9 protein-coding genes are annotated in these 19,768 nt (G+C 41.4%); 5 read left to right on the top strand and 4 right to left on the bottom strand.

All coding sequences use genetic code 11. The annotated features are described in order from the left end of the window. Window positions 1–211: 211 nt before the first annotated feature. The 3 genes from L8106_RS10380 (at window position 212) to L8106_RS10370 (ending at window position 10,866) form a co-directional block, all read left to right on the top strand. Window positions 212–7,270: a DUF4912 domain-containing protein gene (locus tag L8106_RS10380; protein WP_009784235.1), complete on the top strand. Its 7,059-nt coding sequence runs from the start codon at window positions 212–214 to the stop codon at window positions 7,268–7,270. A 580-nt stretch (window positions 7,271–7,850) separates the two neighbouring features. Further along, window positions 7,851–10,325: a response regulator gene (locus L8106_RS10375; protein ID WP_009784234.1), complete on the top strand. Its 2,475-nt coding sequence runs from the start codon at window positions 7,851–7,853 to the stop codon at window positions 10,323–10,325. A 157-nt stretch (window positions 10,326–10,482) separates the two neighbouring features. Further along, complete coding sequence (locus L8106_RS10370) at window positions 10,483–10,866, top strand: response regulator (RefSeq protein ID WP_009784233.1); 384 nt, start codon at window positions 10,483–10,485, stop codon at window positions 10,864–10,866. 187 nt (window positions 10,867–11,053) lie between these two features. Here the strand turns inward: L8106_RS10370 and L8106_RS10365 are convergent, their stop codons facing one another. The 3 genes from L8106_RS10365 to L8106_RS29540 form a co-directional block, all read right to left on the bottom strand. Continuing rightward, window positions 11,054–12,112, bottom strand: coding sequence for an EAL domain-containing protein (locus tag L8106_RS10365; protein WP_009784232.1), 1,059 nt, complete (start codon window positions 12,110–12,112; stop codon window positions 11,054–11,056). 340 nt (window positions 12,113–12,452) lie between these two features. Then, window positions 12,453–13,667 (bottom strand): hybrid sensor histidine kinase/response regulator, encoded by a 1,215-nt coding sequence (locus L8106_RS10360; RefSeq protein WP_009784231.1) that lies wholly within the window; start codon window positions 13,665–13,667, stop codon window positions 12,453–12,455. After that, window positions 13,667–14,803 (bottom strand): ATP-binding protein, encoded by a 1,137-nt coding sequence (locus tag L8106_RS29540; RefSeq protein WP_009784230.1) that lies wholly within the window; start codon window positions 14,801–14,803, stop codon window positions 13,667–13,669. The genes L8106_RS10360 and L8106_RS29540 overlap by 1 nt, the downstream gene beginning before the upstream one ends. A gap of 206 nt (window positions 14,804–15,009) precedes the next feature. On the opposite strand from L8106_RS29540, the gene L8106_RS10350 reads away from it, so the two are divergent. Together L8106_RS10350 and L8106_RS29535 are read left to right on the top strand one after the other, a co-directional pair. Beyond that, entirely contained in the window at window positions 15,010–15,414 is a 405-nt protein-coding gene (locus L8106_RS10350; protein WP_009784229.1) for a response regulator, read from the top strand. 51 nt (window positions 15,415–15,465) lie between these two features. After that, entirely contained in the window at window positions 15,466–17,898 is a 2,433-nt protein-coding gene (locus L8106_RS29535) for a PAS domain S-box protein (RefSeq protein WP_009784228.1), read from the top strand. Between the two features lie 53 nt (window positions 17,899–17,951). On the opposite strand, the gene L8106_RS10340 is transcribed toward L8106_RS29535, so the two are convergent. After that, window positions 17,952–19,745, bottom strand: a complete 1,794-nt coding sequence (locus L8106_RS10340; protein WP_009784227.1) for an ABC transporter ATP-binding protein — start codon at window positions 19,743–19,745, stop codon at window positions 17,952–17,954. Window positions 19,746–19,768 lie beyond the last annotated feature (23 nt).

Below are 19,768 nucleotides of genomic sequence, written 5' to 3'. Positions count from 1 at the left end.
AAGAATCGAAAGATTGAGAATCTTGAGCCTTATCCACAGTGATTAATATTTGGACTGCTCTGATCTTGATCTCTTCTAGACTTGAACATAACTCGTAGTAGTTCTTCGTCTGAAACTAGCTCTGGAGTCAAAGTTTTCACTCAGAATCGGCTGAAATCTCAAAGATTTTATTTTGCATTGACAGTTGTTAATCATATCACTCCAAAAAACAATGTCTCGCTCTCGAAAAGCATTACTTCAAATACCAGTGGTGCTACTTGCCTTAGCATCCACTCCTGGACTATTTACAGTTTCTCTAGCATCATTTCTCAATCAAGCTGCTTTCGCCCAATCATCCGAGGCGGAACCTTCCCCATCAGAAACAGACCGCACACTGATTCTACCCGAAACCTTTAACAATAAATCGACCTTCACTGTTCCCAAATCCTTAGCTGAGGATACAACAGTCATGGTGAACGGTTCGAGTAGTATGAGTGAAATTAACAAAGCACTTCAGCAACGCTTTGAAGAAAAATTTCCCAACACCGAAGTTGAACTCGCCACCACCGGAACCAATGAAGCGATAGAAGCTTTACAAGCCGGAAAGCTAGATTTAGCCGCAGTTGGACGTCCGTTAACCGAGGAAGAAAAAGCGGCGGGGTTAGTTGCAGTTGCTATTGGTCGGGAGAAACTCGCGATTATTGTTGGCCCGAATAATTCCTTTGAAAGCAGTCTGACCTTTGAACAATTTGCCCAAATGTTTCGGGGGGAGATTACCAACTGGTCAGAGATTGGGGGTTTCCCTGAAGAAATCCGCTTTATTGATCGACCCGATGATAGTGATACCCGCCGCGCACTGAGTACCTACGATGTGTTTGAAAGCGCTCCCTTTGAAAGTGGAGAAAATACAATTCAAGTCTCAGAAGACGGGACTGATGCGGTTGTTGCAGAACTGGGTAATGATGGCATTGGTTATGCGATCGCTGATCAAGTGTTAAACCGGGATGATCTCAAAATTATCCCGATGCACAAAACGCTACCTGATGATCCGCGTTATCCCTATTCTCAGTATCGCAGCTACGTTTACAACGAAAATAACAAAACTCCCAAAGTTCTCGCCTTTCTAGCTTTTGCCACTTCTGAACCCGGTCAAGAAATTATTGATGAAACCGTTACAGAAGAACCCACCCGTGAGGCACCGGCGGCAGTAGTTCCCGTTCGTGTCGTTTCCGAAGAAATAGCCCAAGTTCCTCCGACCGTTGAAGAAGAAGAAAAAGAAGAAACTGGAGCATTTCCTTGGTGGATACTATTACTCCTCGGAATTCCGCTCTTAGGGGGGTTAATTTGGTGGTTACTTCGGGGAGGTCAAGGAGAACCGATAAACGACGCCGCAGTTCCTCCGACTGGAACAGGTACTCCAACACCAACCACTCCAGCAACGGGAATTGGAACAGCAACACCGACAACTCCGGCGACAGGAATTGGAACAGGTACCCCAACACCAACTACTCCAGCAACGGGAATTGGAACAGCAACACCTCCAGCAACAGGAATTGGAACAGGTACCCCAACACCTCCGACAACAGGAACTCGAACAGCAACACCGACACCTCCCGCTACGGGAACTCGAACAGCAACACCGACAACTCCCGCGACAGGAATTGGAAGCGGAACAGCAACACCAACCACTCCGGCGACAACCGGAGGAACCCCAGTCGCTCCTGGAACCAATCTGACAACCGCTACACCCATAACCCCTAGCGGCACTTCCGTCGCTGCTGGAAATGGAGGTACAACACCTTCAGGTTTAGGACTGGGAATACTTGCAGGTGGACTAGGATTAGGGGCTGCATGGTGGGCAGGGCGACAGCCAAATAGTCGGATCACACTGGCAGCCCCCGGTAACGATCAAAATGCCTATGCCTATTGGGTTGTACCCGAGGGAGACCAGGATTTTGCCAAAGAAAATGGAGGACAACGCCTGCAACTGCGAGTTTATGATGTCACCGATATTGATGATCCTGATCAGCAAGCACCTCACAAGGTTCAGATCTATGATTGTGACGAGTCTACTCAAGAACGATCTGTCCCCAACTTAGAAGGCAACCGGGACTACATCACCGAGATGGGTTATGCAACCGAAGATGATCAATGGTTGAGATTGGCTCGTTCTAACCGAGTTCGTACACCAGGGGTTGAGACAACAACCGATGTCGTTACCCCGGTCGTCACCCCGGTCGTCACACCCGATATGGGGTTAGTGGGTGGAATGTTGGGTGCAGGCGGTGCTGCGGCTCTAATTCCTTTTTTAACGGCTTTTGGAAGTCATATTACCCTCAAACTCAGAGACAATCACACTGCAAATGCGGAATGGGAAGTTCCCGACTCTGCTAAAGCTGCTGCGATTGAAAATGGGGGACGATATCCCCAACTGCGAATTTGTGATGTGACTGATATTGATGATCTCGATGGTCAAGCGCCTCACAGTCTGCAAAAATATGATTGGGATGAATCAAGTCAACAGCAACAATTTCCTAATCTAGAAAGCCATCGCACGTATTTAGCAGAAATTGGTTATGTCACCAATGATGATCAATGGTTGAGATTGGCTCGTTCTAACCGAGTTCGGACACCAGGGGTTGAGACAATAACCGATGTCGTCACCCCGGTCGTCACCCCGGTCGTCACACCCGATGTGGGGTTAGTGGGTGGAATCCTGGGTGCAGGCGGTGCTGCGGCTCTGATTCCTTTTTTAACGACGTTTGGAAGTCATATAACGCTATGGCGGATTAACGATCACACCGCAAATGCAGAATGGGAAGTTCCCGACTCTGCTAAAGCTGCGGCGATTGAAAATGGGGGACGATATCCCCAACTGCGAATTTGTGATGTGACTGATATTGATGATCTCGATGGTCAACCGCCTCACAGTCTGCAAACATACGACTGGGATGAATCAAGTCAACACCAACAATTTCCTAATCTAGAAAGCCATCGCACGTATTTAGCAGAAATTGGTTATGTCACCAATGATGATCAATGGTTGAGATTGGCTCGTTCTAACCGAGTTCGGACACCAGGGGTTAAGACAACAACCGATACAGTCACCCCGGTCGTCACACCTGATATGGGGTTAGTGGGTGGAATGTTGGGTGCAGGTGGTGCTGCGGCTCTGATTCCTTTTTTAACGACTTTTGGGAGTCATATAACGCTATGGCTGATTAACGATCACACCGCAGATTCTGAATGGGAAGTTCCCGACACTGCTAAAGCTGCGGCGATTGAAAATGGGGGACGATATCCCCAACTGCGAATTTGTGATGTGACTGATATTGATGATCTCGATGGTCAACCGCCTCACAGTCTGCAAAAATACGACTGGGATGAATCAACTCAACAGCAACAATTTCCTAACCTAGAAAGCCATCGCATCTATTTAGCAGAAATTGGTTATGCAACCGAAGATGATCAATGGTTGAGATTGGCTCGTTCTAACCGAGTTTGCACACCAGGGGTTGAAACAACAACAGATGCTCTCACACCGAAAGTCACACCTGATGCAGTCGTTGTCCCCGAATTAGTTGGTGTTGGAGGCTTGGCAGCGGCTCTAATTCCCTATTTAACGGCTTTTGGAAGTCATATTACCCTCAAACTCAAAGACAATCACACCGCAGATGCTGAATGGGAAGTTCCCACCTCCGCTAAAAGTGCTGCCATTGAACATGGGGGACAATATCCCCAACTGCGAATTTGTGATGTCACCGATATTGATAATCTTGATCGTCATCCCCCTCACAGTCTGCAAAAATACGATTGGGATGAATTAACTCAACACCAACAATTCCACAACCTCAAAAGTGATCACACCTATTTAGTGGAAATCGGTTATCTGACGGAGGAAAATCAATGGTTGAGGTTGGCTCGTTCTAACCGAGTTTGCACACCAGGGGTTGAGACAACACCCGATACAGTCACCCCTCAAGTCACAGCCGAGGATGGAGTGGTTCTCGGACTAGGTGCAGGCGGTGCCGCCCTAATTCCGGTGTTAACGGACTTGGGAAGTCAGATTTCACTGACGCTCAGAGATAATCACACCGCAGATGCTCGTTGGAATATTCCAGATGCGGCTCAAACTGCCGTGCGTGTACGGGGAGGACAGCAAATGCAACTGCGAATTTATGATGTCACTGATGTTGAGAATCTCGACACTCAAAGCCCGAACCGTGTTCGCAGATATGATTGTGAAGAATCAATACAAGAGCGACGAGTACCGATTATAGACTCTAGCTGTGAGTATCTCGCAGAAATTGGTTACATTACGGGTGTTGGTCAATGGTTGATGCTGGCTCGTTCTAACCGAGTCCGAATCAATACCGGGGCGCAAGGCGGTTTACATCCTAGTCAGGAGACTGAGACTGCATCCCCGATAGAAGAAGTCCCTACACTTCCGCCTTTATCTTCCTTTCCTAGTCACATGACTTTAATCCCGACAGGTGAGGGAACAGTTGATATTCGTTGGGATATTTCCGATGAAGCCAAAGATGTCGCCAAACAGCGCGGCGGACGACAATTACAATTACGAGTTTATGATGTAACGAACATTAGTGGTCAGGAACCAGGTACTACGATTGTTGAGCAATGTGACTTTGATGAATCTACGTTTGATTGGCAACTGGAACTCTCTGGCGATCGCGATTATCTCACAGAAGTCGGTTATGTAACCGATGATGGTGAATGGTTAAGGTTGGGTCGTTCTAACTCGGTTCGAGTTCCGGCTACTTCGACTCGAGATGAAGATGCCACCCCGAGAAATTTAGGTTTAATGGGGGCGGGTCTAATAGGTGCTGGAGTGGTTGCAGGGGGAATTTCTCGTCGGGGTTCAGGTACAACCAGTTCGGTGACTTTGATTCCCTGTGATAATGAAGCGGCTAATGTTTATTGGGAAGTTGCTGATGCGGCAACCGAAGATGCCCAACAACGGGGCGGACGTCAGTTTCAACTGCATCTGTATGATGTGACTGATATTCCGGCTGACTCGATGGCAACCAACAGCGTTCAACAATATGATTTTGATATTTCCCTTCCCCATCCTGAATTCCTACACTTGTTCGGCAACCATGACTATTTTGCTGAAGTTGGCTATCTGACCGATGATGGAGAATGGTTAATGTTGGCTCGTTCTTATCGAGTTCGCATTCCCACGGCAACCATCACTCCGGTTGAATTCACCGGAAAGCCAAATCTTGACATCTCAATTCCTGATCCGGGAGTGGTTCCGACGCTTGATGTTAACCGTTGTCGAGTCACACTCATTCCCTGTGATAATGAAGCGGCAAATGTGTATTGGGAAGTTGCTGATGCGGCAGTTGAAGACATTAAACAACGGGGCGCCCATCAGTTTCAACTGTATATTTACGATGTCACCGATATTCCGGCTGACTCGATGGCAACCAACAGCGTTCAACAATACGATTTTAATGTTTCCCTTCCCCATCCTGAACTCCTACACTTGTTCGGCAACCATGACTATTTTGCTGAAATTGGCTATCTGACCGATGAGGGAGAATGGCTCGTTTTGGCTCGTTCTTATCGAGTTCGTATCCCGGCGCTGACAACCCCAGATTTATCGGATGTAGAGTTAATGCCTGGGGTGATGATTCTGCCGAGTTTGTCTTCTATTCCTTGTCGGATTATTCTGACTATCGGTGAAGAAGGAACCCTTGATGCGGAGTGGGAAGTACCGGATGAGGCGAAAGCCAGAGCGAAACAACAGGGCGGCTCTCAGTATCAACTCCGGGTTTATGATGTGACGAATATTTCTGTTGACGTTCCGGCGAGCGCTTTGATCGAAGAATGTCCCATCGCTGAATCTATTTCGAGTTGGCAGTTTGAATTTGACAGTCAACGGGAATACTTAGCAGAAATTGGTTATCTGACGGAGGAGGGACTGTGGTTGTTGTTGGCTCGTTCTAATCGTCTGTATGTTCCGGTTGAGGAGACAACAGATGAGGAGGAAATCGGGTCAATGGCTGTGGCTTTTACCGGAGTCAATGCAACAGAACAACCGCTTTCGGCTTTGAGTTCGTCTTCGAGCTATATTACCCTAAGTCTCGGTGAAAATGAATTGGTTGATGCTCGTTGGGAAGTGCCGGATGGGGCGAAAGCCAGAGCGAAACAACAGGGCGGACAAAAGTTCCAACTGCACGTTTATGAGGTGACTGGGATTGATTTAGATACTCAGTCTGCTCACGGTGTTCAACGGTACAATTGCAATGAGTTGATCAAACAATGGCAAGTTCCGAACCTCAACATTAATTGTGAGTATATTGTTGAGATTGGTTATATGACCCAGACGGATGAGTGGTTGTTGTTGGCTCGTTCTAACCGGATACGAGTTCCGGCAACTTCGGGTCTGATCAGCGATGTGACGGGGGTTTCTCCGCAGGTGGCGATCGCCGCTTGTATTACATTAATGCTCAGTGATAACCAGAGTATTGATGCTCATTGGGAGTTGCCCAGGGCGGCGCGTGTAGCGGCACAAGCCCAAGGTGGACAGAAGTTTCAATTGCGGATTTATGAGGTGACTGAGGTTGATTTGGAGACGCAATCGGTTCAGAATCTGCGACGATACAATTGCCATGAGTTGATTCAACAGTTGCAAATTCCGAATCTAGAAGCTGATTGTGATTATCTCGCGGAAATTGGTTATGTGACTGAGGATGACGAGTGGTTGATGTTGGCTCGTTCTAATTCGGTACGGATTTCGGGGTCGGCTTTGATTGATCAGACGACTCTAGGAATGACGGGAGCGACGATTAGCACGGTTTCGGAATCGGTGCGTCAGGGATCTATTCCGACGGTGATGACAACCCCGCAAGCGATGACTCCGGGTAATTGTGCGATTCAACATCTGACGGTTCATAGTCGCCAAAATTGTCACTTGCTTGATGATCAACGCATGAAACAGCTTCAAGAAACGGCGGTTTCTCACACGCTAGAACCGGGTATTTATGTTGTGCGAATTAAGAGCGGTGCGTTTGGTTATGGTTCTGAGCTTTTTCCGACGGGTGAACCGATGGTGATTTTCTGGATTTATGGCGGGACAGTCATTAATAAGAAAACTCGGGTTCCTGTTGGTGCAACTTGGTCAACGTTGAATGGCTATCACGATTCGTTAACGTTGGAAGTTCAAGAAACGTCTACTTTATACGCCTTTTTCTTTGATAGTTATCCTGAGGATAATCAAGGTGAAGTCACGATTTCTGTGGTTCGATTGTACGATGCTGATTAGATTTTAGCATCAATTTAATGAATAGATGATTCTCCTGTTCTTGACGATAGTTTTGAATGGGAGATTATTTTTTAGACAGAAAACAATATAGTGCTACGCATAAAGCTGAGGATATTCTACTATAGCACTACGCATAAAGGTTAGGACATTTCTAAATCCTAGAATCCTTTCATAGTCTGCTGTTCCCTGATCCGGTGTTCCCTGTTCCCGATTCAAGTAGCGCTATATAGCAAGATTGCCTAACGATTAATTGATCAAAATTAATTGAAATACTAGAGCAAAGTATAAATTGAGAAAATAAAACAATCAAACAATCAATCAAACTTGATATAAAAATTTGCCTCAAAATAACCATAAGCCAGAGAAAAACGTGATAGGATAGTAAATTGAAACTATTTTCTGGAATCAGGCTTTGATCACCAATGATGGATAAAAAATCACTGAACTTCTATTATTTGTATTGATTATCGGGTAAAGATAGCTTCTGCTTTGTAGAAGTTAGGACAGCATGAAATCACAAGAATTTTAAACAGAGTTATTCGCATCTATTTTAAGTTAACAAATCTGAGGCAGAAATCTTATGCGGTTTTTAGTCATAGAAAATGATGCAGCACAAGCTCATCAAATTAAAAAAGCACTAATAGAACAAGGTTATATTGTTGATGTCGTTATAGATGGCGAACAAGGATGGGCTTATGTAGAAGCTTTCACTTATGATTTATTATTAGTTAATGCTCACCTACCTAAACTCAATGGAGTTGATCTCTGTCAGCGCATTCGTGAGCAAGGCTATAGCGTCCCGATTCTACTTTTAACAGTTCAAAATAGCAGCATTGATCATGTCGCTTGTTTAGAAGCAGGTATCGATGATCACCTGATAAAACCCTTTAGCCCTCGCGAACTCTTTGCTCGAATTCGAGCTTTACTCCGTTCTCCGCGCCAAGCAAATGCTCCCTTGCTAAAATGGAACTCTCTCCATCTCGATCCGATCTCACGGGAAGTCACCTACCAACAACACCCTCTGTCTCTTTCTCCCAAAGAATACAGCTTGCTGGAACTGTTTCTTCGCAACCCGAAACGAGTCTTAACTCAAACGGCTATTCTCGAACATCTGTGGTCTTTTGAAAGTCAGCCGAATGAACATACAGTGCGAGCGCATATCAAACGGTTGCGACGCAAGCTAAAAACGGTGAATGCGGATAAAATCATTGAAACCGTCTATGGAGTGGGCTACCGTCTCAAACCCCTTTCCCAGAGCCAATCTCAAGCCCCTCTCCCTCTGAGTTCCTCGGCCTTATCCGTTCATTCGGTTCAGAAATCACCGGAGGCGATTGGCTCCGCCAGTAACGCTACCGCGTCAATCGCCACTCAAAGCACGCTGAATTCTTCGTCTGTGATGAATCTAGCGGCTTCCTGGGAACGATTTAAGACGCTAATTTTCAATCGTATCCAGACTTTAGAGCAAACAATCACCACTGATCCGATTCCAGATTTAACGCCAGAACTTTGTCAAAATGCAGCAATGCAGGCTCATAAACTTGCAGGTTCGCTAGGAATATTTGGGTTTAAATCGGGATATCGACTGGCTCAACAAATCGAACAATGGTTTATTGAAGCTCCTCAAGATCCTCAAAATCAGACTTCTATTGAAATCCTCAAAACATTCATTGCTCAACTTCATCAAGAACTGCAACAACCTCTCAATTGGTTAGAAGAAAAAACACCCCGAGCTGAAGATCAAAACTTCATTGCTAATCGGCAAATTCCGACTCCTCAAAAAACCCAATATCGGGTTTTAGTGATTGATGATGATCTCGAACTCACCGAACAGTTACAACGAGCGGCGATTAACTGGAATATTCAACTTGATGTAATCACCCAACTCGAAAAAGCTCGCCTAATTTTACAAGAAACGCCTCCAGATTTAGTGTTGCTAGACTTAGTATTTCCCGATCACCAAGACGGGGGTTTTGTATTACTTGAAGAATTGCAGCATAAGTTTTCGGAGTTACCTGTATTAGTGTGGACAGTAAGGGATGATATGAGTGATCGGGCGACAGTTGCTCGGTTGGGGGGAAATGCTTTTTTATCAAAATCGGCATCTTGTGATCAAGTTCTGACTACAATTAAAGATATTCTCCAATCGACTCCAACAGCTTCAACTCAAATTTTAGCAGTAGATGATGATCCGGTTACGCTCAATCGTTTGCTAGAATTGCTCCCCTCCTATGGTTTAGAGGTTACACCCTTAGATGATCCCCGTTTATTCTGGGAAACTCTAGAAAAAACCGCACCGGAACTGCTGATTTTAGATTTAGAAATGCCTTTTTTCAACGGGGTAGAACTGTGTCAAACTGTGCGGACAGATCGCAGTTGGAATGCGTTACCGATTTTATTTCTTTCGGCTCGAAAAGAACCTCAAACGATTCAAGATATCTATCAAGCTGGAGCCGATGATTATATTTCCAAACCCTTTGCTGAAGCTGAACTGATTACCCGTATTTTTAATCGTTTGGATCGGATTCATTTATTGAGAAGTTTAGCGGAAACTGATCCGATTACTGGGTTAGCAAATCGTCGGCGTTCTACCCATGATTTGAATCGATATTTGCATTTATCACAACGCCATTGTCAGCCGTTTTGCTTGGCGTTAATTGCACTTGATTGTTTCCAATCTATTAATAATCAATATGGCTATACCGTTGGAGAGCAGGTGATTAGACAGTTTAGCCAGATTTTACAGCATCAGTTCCGAGATGAGGATATTGTCGCTCATTGGGGAGGTGAGGAGTTTTTGGTGGGTTTGTACGCGAGTAACCGAGTGGATGGTCAAAAACGGATGATTGAACTCCTCAAGTCGGTTGAAAAAACTGTTTTTCCCATCATCAACTATGTAGAGATTCAATTGACTGTGAGTGTAGGAATTAGCACTTATCCAGAGGATGGAACGGATTTATTGAGTCTATATACAGCTTCTAATGCAGCACTCTATCAAGCAAAAGCGACTGGAGGAAACCGCTGTTTGACGACTTCTCGGGTTTCGAGGTCAATGTAGATTTAAAATGTTGGATATTTAACTCTCAATTCTGAGAATGTGACAAACCTGTGAAATGTTTTCGTTTTTTCACGTCTTGATTTAAGTTGATAATAGAGACTGAAAAAATAAATTTTATTGAAAAAGACAACAGAATATGAGAACTGAATGGAGCAAAATGAAACGACGAATCTTGTTAATTGATGATGAGGAGGATATTCGGGAGCTTCTGCAAATGAGTCTAGAAATGAGTAGTAGTTGGGAAATTTTGACCGCTGAATCAGGTCAAGAAGGTATAGAAATGGCTTGTACTTATCAGCCCGATGCGATTATCTTAGATGTGATTATGCCTGATATGGATGGCCCGACGACCTTCGAGCAGTTGCAAAAAAATCCTGAAACTCAAAATATTCCGGTTATTCTCCTGACAGCGAAAGCAAAAGCTGATGAACAACCCCGTTATACTAATTTAGGCGTTAAAGCCGTTCTCTCTAAATTAATCAATCCTCTGAATTTTGCCGAACAGTTGGCAGAGATTTTAGAGTGGCGCTCAGGAGTTTAATAAACATTTATATTGATCTTTTTATCAAAATTAATTAGCTTGTTTATACCTCTTTTTATTCTCTGTTGAATTTGAAATCAGGGTAACTTTATTTTTTAGTATAAAGTCAACTGTATTGTCTCAAGTCTCAAGAGAATCAGCCAAAAAGAATAGTAAACAAGCCCTCTACTGAAAGGAAATAGGTGTATCAATGACCAGTGAATTGCTCGGCGATTAACAAGGTTGCAGCTTGACTATCTACGGGACGAGAAAATAAATAGCCTTGAAGATAAGGACATCCCAACTGCTGGAGTTGAACCCAATCTTGTTCGGTTTCTACGCCTTCTGCAATCACTTCTAGATTTAAACTCTGAGCTAACATCAAAATCGCTTGGATCATATTCCATTTTCCAGTTCTCACAAAAGAGTTATCAATCTTCAATACATCAATAGACCAGTCTTGGAGGCGAGAAAGGTTAGAGTATCCTGTTCCAAAATCGTCGATATGGAGGGAAACTCCTTGCTGTTTTAAATTCTGTAAATTGGCGAGTGCGATGGAGGAGTTTTCTAAAAAGGCTGTTTCTGTAATCTCAAGTTGTAGACTTTCGGGGTTGAGATGAGTTTGTTGAATAATTTGTTGGACTCGTAAACTTAATTGAGGATTAGACAGTTGTAGACTTGACAAGTTAACACTCATTTTTAGAGATGAATCTAAAGGAAATTGTTCTTGCCAAATTTCAAGTTGCTGACAGGCTTGGCGCAAAACCCAATCTCCGATGAGTTGAATGAGTCCTGTTTCTTCAGCGAGGGGAATAAATTCTATCGGAGTCACCCAACCGCGTCGAGGATGTTGCCAGCGAATTAAGGCTTCAAATCCGACAATTTTTGCATTTTGGGTACAAACAATGGGTTGATAAAAGAGAACAAATTCATCTTGTTTTAAGGCTTGGTGGAGTTCTTTTTCTAGACGAAATTTTTCGATCACCTCCACAGGGGCTAAGGACTGGAGAGAGGATTGATTTTCAAAGATTTGACTCAGACGGATTAAGCGATCAGTATTGTTGAGTGCAATCTCTAATAAACGCTGACCTTGTGAGGATAATGTGCCGAGTTTTTCAGTTTTTAAGAGTTTTAATGCGGCTTGAATTGAGGTAATAGGAGTGCGAAGTTCGTGACTCACAAATTGATTGATTTCTGCTAATGATTGTACTGGAGTTACTTCTGAGTTACAGTAAGCTTGAGAATCGCTAAAAGAGGTTATTTTCATAAAAGTGATGATAGTTTTCTAGATTTTTAAGGATTTTTTTGTTCGGTTTCAGACTCAAGAGTGATCCAATCTTTGATAGAGAACTTGATCCGCTTTTTTGTGAATACTTTTCAACACCCATTTTTTGATTATAGCTTGAAAGTCTGCGACTACAAATCAGTAGTTTTAGGGAATAGTTAAATATTTTTTATACCTCCGACTCTTTGTTAATTTCTATTAAGCTCCTGAATGTTTGCTATAAATTATGACTAGGGAGATCGAGAGCTTGATCTTGAGTATTCTTTTCTTGATTTTATATGAATTGTCAGATAAATTTATAACAGGGAGATAATTTTAAATCTCAACTTAGGGTAAAATAAAAAGTAGCTCCTTTTCCTTGAGTAGACTTAGCCCAAATTTTTCCTTGATGGCGATGAATAATACGCTGAACGGTTGCTAAACCAATTCCTGTTCCTTGAAACTCTCCTGCTGAATGTAATCTCTGGAAAGGGGTAAAGAGTTTATCTGCTTGATACATATCAAAACCTACACCATTATCTCCAATAAAATAAATCGGGGTTTGCCGGATGGGGGAGAAATCAATCTCTGAGTTTAACCGCTTCTTTTCGATTTCTAGATGGCTGTCTATATTCTGTTCACTGGCGAACAAGACTCCAAATTGAATTGTAGCAACTTCTTCTTGGGCGGTATATTTCCAAGCATTTGAAATCAAATTTTCTAAGGCGATCTTTAAAAGTTGTTTATTTCCTTGAACGGTAACATTAGGGGCGATTTTAAGTTTGACTTTTCGTTGTGTATCTTGCTGTTTTAAATCCTTAAAAAGAGTTTGAACAATCTCGCTTAAGTTGACCTCGGTAATACACATCTCAATTTGCTGAACCCGAGAAAGTTCTAATAGATTGATAATCAGTTTATCCATCCGACTAACAGCTTGTCTAATTCGTTTTAAATAAGATTTTCCTTGACTATTAAGGGATTCACTATGTTCTTTTTCCAGAAAAAAACTAAAGCCATCAATACTTAATAAAGGAGAACGTAAATCGTGAGAAACAGTATAACTAAAAGCTTCTAATTCATCGTTTAATATTTCTAATTGTTTTGTCCGTTTTTTGAGTTCTGCATTGGTTGTTTCTAGTTGAATTTTTTGTTGCTTAAGTTGTTCTTGAGTCCGTTTTCGTTCGATAGCATAACACAAGGAATAAATTAGCACTTCTCCCATCGCTAGCTCTTTTTTTAGATAATCTTGAGCGCCCAGTCGTACCGCTTGAATTGCCATTTCTTCGTCATTAAGTCCAGTTAAAACAACAATGGGTAAGTGGTTAGCTTTGAGTGAAATTTCTGTAAATGTATTTAGTCCTTGACTATCTAAAAGAAATAAATCAAGCAAAACTAGATCAAACTGATCAGACTCCAAACAAGAAAAAGCATCTTTTAAGCGTTCAACCTGAGTGACTTTAAATTTAGTTTTATGACGCTTTTTAAGGCTTTCTTGAATGAGAAAAGCATCACCAGGATTATCTTCAACTAATAAAACTTTAATCAATTCCTGAGACATCAAAAATTCTCCGATGAAGTCAATACTGAGTTGATCTTAGGCGGGTTAGGGAGAGTAAAATAAAAAGTTGAGCCTTGTTGAGTTTGAGAATTAATCCAGATACATCCCTGATGCAGTTCAACAATTTTTTTGGCGATCGCCAGTCCCATACCAATACCAGGGTAATCTTGTCGAGAGTGCAGACGCCTAAAAATCTCAAAAATAGCCTGATGATATTTCTGATCAATACCGATACCATTATCTCTGACTGAAAACATCCAGAAATCAGCTTGAGATTGAACCGCAATTTCAATTTTAGGAGGATGATCTCGGCAATACTGAATAGCATTTTCAATTAAAATAGTAAATAACTGAGTGAGTTGTGGATAATTTGCCATCACCATTGGTAAAGGAGTTGTACTGATTTGAGCTTCTGTTTGAACGATTAGTGATTGTAAATCCATTATCGCTTGTTTGAGAGAAATTTGAGCATCAATTGCTTGGGGAAGTTGATATCGGGTTTTGAGGCGAGAATAGACAAGCAATCCATCAATCATCTGTTGCATTCGTCGGGCGCCATCAACCGCAAAATGAATCATCTGATTTCCCGTCGAGTCGAGTTGTCCTGAATACCGTTGGGCGATTAACTCATTAAAGTTAACCACCATCCGCAAGGGTTCTCGTAAATCGTGAGAGATGCGATCAATTAACTGTTCGAGTTCACTCTGCTTTGTGACTAACGACGTGGAAGCCTGACAATGGTTACTCACGGTTAGGGGATTGTGTAGGGTTAATAAGGTATAATTTCCTTCGCCTGTGATTGCAGAAAGAGGAGTCAGTGTGACTTGTTCAAGTGAAGACCCTTTTTGAGAGTGAGTGGGAGAATTTTTCCCGACATTCAATGAGACTGAAAAGTGAACTTCCTCTTGGTTTTGAAAAACTTGATACCCGTAATATGCAAACTGTGTGGGGTTGAGTTGGTTGAAATGAACAAATAATGAAGTACCAATAATTTCCGATTGAGCAACTTTTGTATACTGTTCTAAGTAGCGGTTCCAAAATAAAACGATCCAGTCTGAGCGGAGTATACATAAACCAATGGCAATGGCATCCAAGACTTGATAGTGTAAGGCGACATTTTCAATTTCATCATACATTAGAATTACACAGATGACTCAATATTAACTGAATGAACAAGTTAAGAGGATTGTATCTCTTTTTGGAATTTAACTGAAAGATAAGGTGATTAATTTTACATGAGATGACAAGTTTAATTGTGATCACGGTCACTTCGATCTATATTAGATTTATACAACCGACTCAAATAACAAATTGCAGGAATTATAACGTGAATAATCGATCTATGCCATCTACTCTGGAAATTCTTCTCATCGAAGACAATCCCGGTGATATTTTCCTGACTCAAGAAACACTTAAAAACTTAAAAATTCCGAACCGGATACACATTGTTCGAGATGGGGAAGAAGCACTAGCATTTCTTTATCAACAAGGTGAATATCAAACGGTACCACGCCCTGATCTCATTTTACTCGATTTGAATCTTCCTAAAAAAAATGGTCGAGAGGTCTTAGAAAACATCAAAGCCCATTTCAGTCTAAATCAAATTCCCGTGATTGTACTGACGACTTCTCGAACTGATGAGGAGATTCTCAAAAATCAAAATCTCTCTGCTCACTGCTATATTCCCAAACCGGATGATTTGAGTCAATTTGATCAAATTATTCATGCTATCGAAAGCTTGAGGTGATTAACCTCTATAATCTTTCAAGTACCGTACTTTTGTGAAACCGAATTCAAAATGAAGTTTTTGACCGAATTGAGAACAGCAATATCTCACTTTATTCTGGCAACTAATGCTTTGATAGAATTACCCTTTGATCTCCAACTGACTCCGATTTCGGATACATTGATTGCGATCGCCTTTTACTCATTACCTCTCGTTGTCTTCTATTGGATGCGCCGACGAAAAGACGTACCCTTTAAGCGAGTTTTACTGCTATTAAGTGTCCTCGCAATCTGTCTCGCCACAACTCACATAATCGCTGTAGGAATGTGGTGGTATCCACTCAATAAATTATTGAGGGCTATCAAAATTATCACAGCAGTTTTATCCTGTTGGATAGCATTCAAAATTATCTCTCATCTTCCTAAAATTTTAACGATACCGAGTCCCCATCAGTTAGAAGAAGCCAACTTTGCCTTACAACGAGAAATCATAGAACGTCAACAAGCAGAAGCCGCTTTAAGGAACTCAGAAGAACTCTTGCGAGCTATTTTTGAACAGGCGGCTATTGGTATTGCTCGGGTTGGATTTCAAGGTGAATGGTTGCAAGTCAATCAAACGCTCTGCGATCTATTTGGATACACTCGGGATGAACTTTTACAACTAAAATGTCAGGATCTCACCGATTCTGACCACTTAGATTATAACACAAGTTTTATCGAACATCTTTTATCAAAAAAGATTTCCACTTGTTCTTTAGAAAGATGTTTGGTTCGCAAAAAAGGAACTCTTATCTGGGTTCATTTATCTGTTTCATTAGTCTGTGATCAGGACAGAAAACCGATTTATTTTATTGCTGTCGCTGAAGATATTACCCAGCGTAAACAAAGCGAAGCGGAAATCAAAAAACTCAATCAAGAACTTGAAAAACGAGTTCATAAACGCACCGCTCAATTACAACAGATTAATAATAATTTAGCAGCAGAAATTAATAAATGTACTCTGATTGAACAGCAACTCAACCTGACTCAAGAACGACTTCAGTTTTTACTGAGTTCTAGCCCTGGTGCGATTTATACTAGCATACCCACGGGAGATTATGGCGCGACTTACATGAGTCAGACTATTTACTCAATTACAGGTTATCAAGCTTGGGAGTTTGTAGAAAAGTCTCAATTTTGGGCGGAGCGAGTACATCCTGATGATTTGGAGAAAGCTTTTAATCAGTTATCACAGGTTTTAGAAACGGGAACAGAAATTCTTGAATATCGATTTTTGCATAAAAATAATACTTATCGCTGGATACGAGATGAACTGAAGTTGATTCATAATCATATTAGTCAATCTACAGAAATTATTGGCTATATGATTGATATTACCGAACACAAACAAACCGAAATTTCGCTGCGAGAAAGTGAGGAACGTTTTAGGTTAATGGCGAATAGTGCGCCTGTATTGATTTGGGTTTGTAATTCTAACAGTCAATGTACTTTTGTCAATCAAGTGTGGCTAGATTTTACTGGAAGAACTCTAGAACAGGAATTAGGGAGGGGATGGTTAGATAATATACATCCTGATGATGCTCAATATTTGTTGAACAATAACTTCTCAAAATGTAATCATAAAGAAAGTTTTACGAATGAGTTTCGCTTAAGACGTTGGGATGGAGAATATCGCTGGATTTTAAATCAAGGAGTTCCTCGTATGACTGCGGATGGTAATTTTTCAGGGTATATCGGTTCTTGTATTGATATTACTGAACGGAAACAAGCCGAAGAATTATTATTTACTTTAAATCGAGAGTTACTACAGTCAAACCGGGAGCTAGAACAATTTGCTTATGTCGCCTCTCACGACTTACAAGAACCTTTGCGAATTGTGAGTTTGTTTTCACAGTTATTAGCTCGAAAATATCAAGACAATCTTGACGAAGAGACTCAAACTTATATTTATTATATCGTTGATGCAGCCACACGAATGCAACAATTGATTAAAGATTTATTGGCTTACTCCCAAGTGGGAACTAGCAAAAGTACAGCGAATTTTGAACGGGTAGACTGTAATCAAGTATTACAACAAGCGTTACAAAATCTCCAAGTTGCAATCACGAAACAAAATGCTATCATTAATTCCAATCAATTACCCACTGTAATTGCTGACCCCCAACAGTTAGTTATTTTATGGCAAAATCTCATCGGAAATGCAATCAAATATTGTCATCCTGAAGTTTCTCCCTATATTGAAATTGGGATCAGACCTAATCTCATCGATGAAAGTCAAACTCAAGAATGGTGTTTTAGTGTCAGGGATAATGGAATTGGAATTAACTCAGAATATTTTGAGCGAATCTTCAAAATTTTTCAACGTTTACATCATAGTCAAGAATATCCCGGAACAGGAATTGGTTTAGCTATCTGTCAAAAAATTGTTGAACGTCATGGTGGACGAATTTGGGTTAAATCTGAAGAAAATCAAGGGTCAACATTTTATTTTACCCTACCGATGTAAGTCTATATTGTAACTGTAAACAATTCTTGATCAGGATAAGGTTTGATCATCAACTACGTTTGTAAAGCGTGTAAGATTGAAAATAAACCCTGGTTTTTTAATAGTTGTTCGTGACTTCCGACTTCGATAATTTTACCGTGTTCTAACACAACAATTCGATCAGCTTTGCGAACCGTTGAGAGACGATGGGCGACAATAAAAGTGGTTCGATTTTGAACTAACCGATCTAACGCTTCTTGAATTAAAGACTCAGAAACGGTATCTAAAGAAGAAGTCGCCTCATCTAAGATTAACACACGCGGATCACGAATTAAAGCCCGGGCAATTGCGATTCGTTGGCGTTGTCCTCCTGAGAGTTTAACGCCATTTTCACCGATTTGAGTTTGGAGTCCATGGGGGAGATTTTGAATGAATTCATCTGCATTTGATTCTTGAACAACTTGTTTCAACCGTTGTTCACTTACTGTATCTTTCCCATATAAAATATTTTCTCGAACGGTTCCTTCAAATAAGATTGTTTCTTGGGAAACCACAGATAAAAACTGGCGATAAGTTCTTAAATCCAACTCATTCATATCCTGTTTATCCAGTTTAATCTTACCCGATGTTGGACGCAAAAACCCGATAATTAAATTTAACAAAGTTGATTTTCCCGCCCCCGATGGCCCAACAATTGCGATCGTTTCTCCGGGTTTAACCTGTAGAGAAAAATCAGTAATGGCGGTTTGGTTTTTACTTTCGGGATAAACATAACAAACGGACTCAAAACTAAACTCACCTTTAAGGTGTTGAACGGGTGTTTTTCCGTGATTATGTTCCACATCAGGACATTCTAAAACTTCCCCAATACTTGACAACGCTTCAAACCCTTTTCCTATTTGAGGAAGTACCCCTAAAATCTGCACAACTGAACCTGTAATGGAATCAAAATATCCTGTTAATAAGACGACATCTCCGACGGTAATTCCCCATTTTCCAGTATAGGCTAACCAAGCAGAAGTTAATAAGCAAATCAGGTTGAAAGATCGCAAACTTACCCAAGATGCAGCATTGGCTAAGGCGTTGATTAAATCAAGTTTTATACTAGCTTCTTTAAGAGATTTTAAGCGTTGTTCGGTGCGATCAATTTCTGCTTCTTCAGCCCCATGGGCGCGAGTAATAGGAATCAGTTTCAGCATCTCAATTAAATAAGCTGAAGTGCTTTCCATCTGTTGACGAAAGACTGAGTTTCGAGAACGAATTGGAGTCCGAAAATGTCGAATTAACGTGACCGCAACAGGAATTGTTCCTAAGAAAAAAATCAAAAATTCAGGTGCGCGAAAGGCGGTAATAATAATTGCAATTATAATCGTTAAAATGGATGAAGGGAGATACTGAAAAAGCTGATTTGTTAACAAGGCGACGGCTTCGACATCCCGCAGTAATTTGTTTTGAATTGCGCCAGAATTTCGATGTTGATGAAAGCCAATAGAAAGATATTGAAGTTGACGAGTAATCGCTGATCTGAGGTTATATTCCATTGAATGAGTAGCGGTACTCAAGAAGCGAATATGAAGATAATGGGTAGGAGTATTTTGAATAATCGAAAAGGCTAAAAAAGCTCCATTGAACCATAATTCTGATAAACTGTGAGTGTTTGGACTGGAAATAATATCAATAATATTAGCAATAATTAAGGGACGAATCCATTCCGGGCTGTGCTTAATGATGTAAAAGAACATCGATAGCCCAATATATTTTTTGTCTTTTTGATAGAGGTTGAGTAAAGTTCTAAAAGGACGATCACTTCGATAATTTGAAAAAAACTGATCGGGTAAAGCGTGAGAAGATGTTGTAGAATGACTCATCAGAATTAAAGTTAAGTCTTAAC

The sequence above is a fragment of the Lyngbya sp. PCC 8106 genome (assembly GCF_000169095.1).
Taxonomy (GTDB): Bacteria; Cyanobacteriota; Cyanobacteriia; order Cyanobacteriales; family Microcoleaceae; genus Capilliphycus.
The sequence above is the reverse complement of the archived record's forward strand: the minus strand, read 5'-3'. Positions and strand labels throughout refer to the sequence as shown.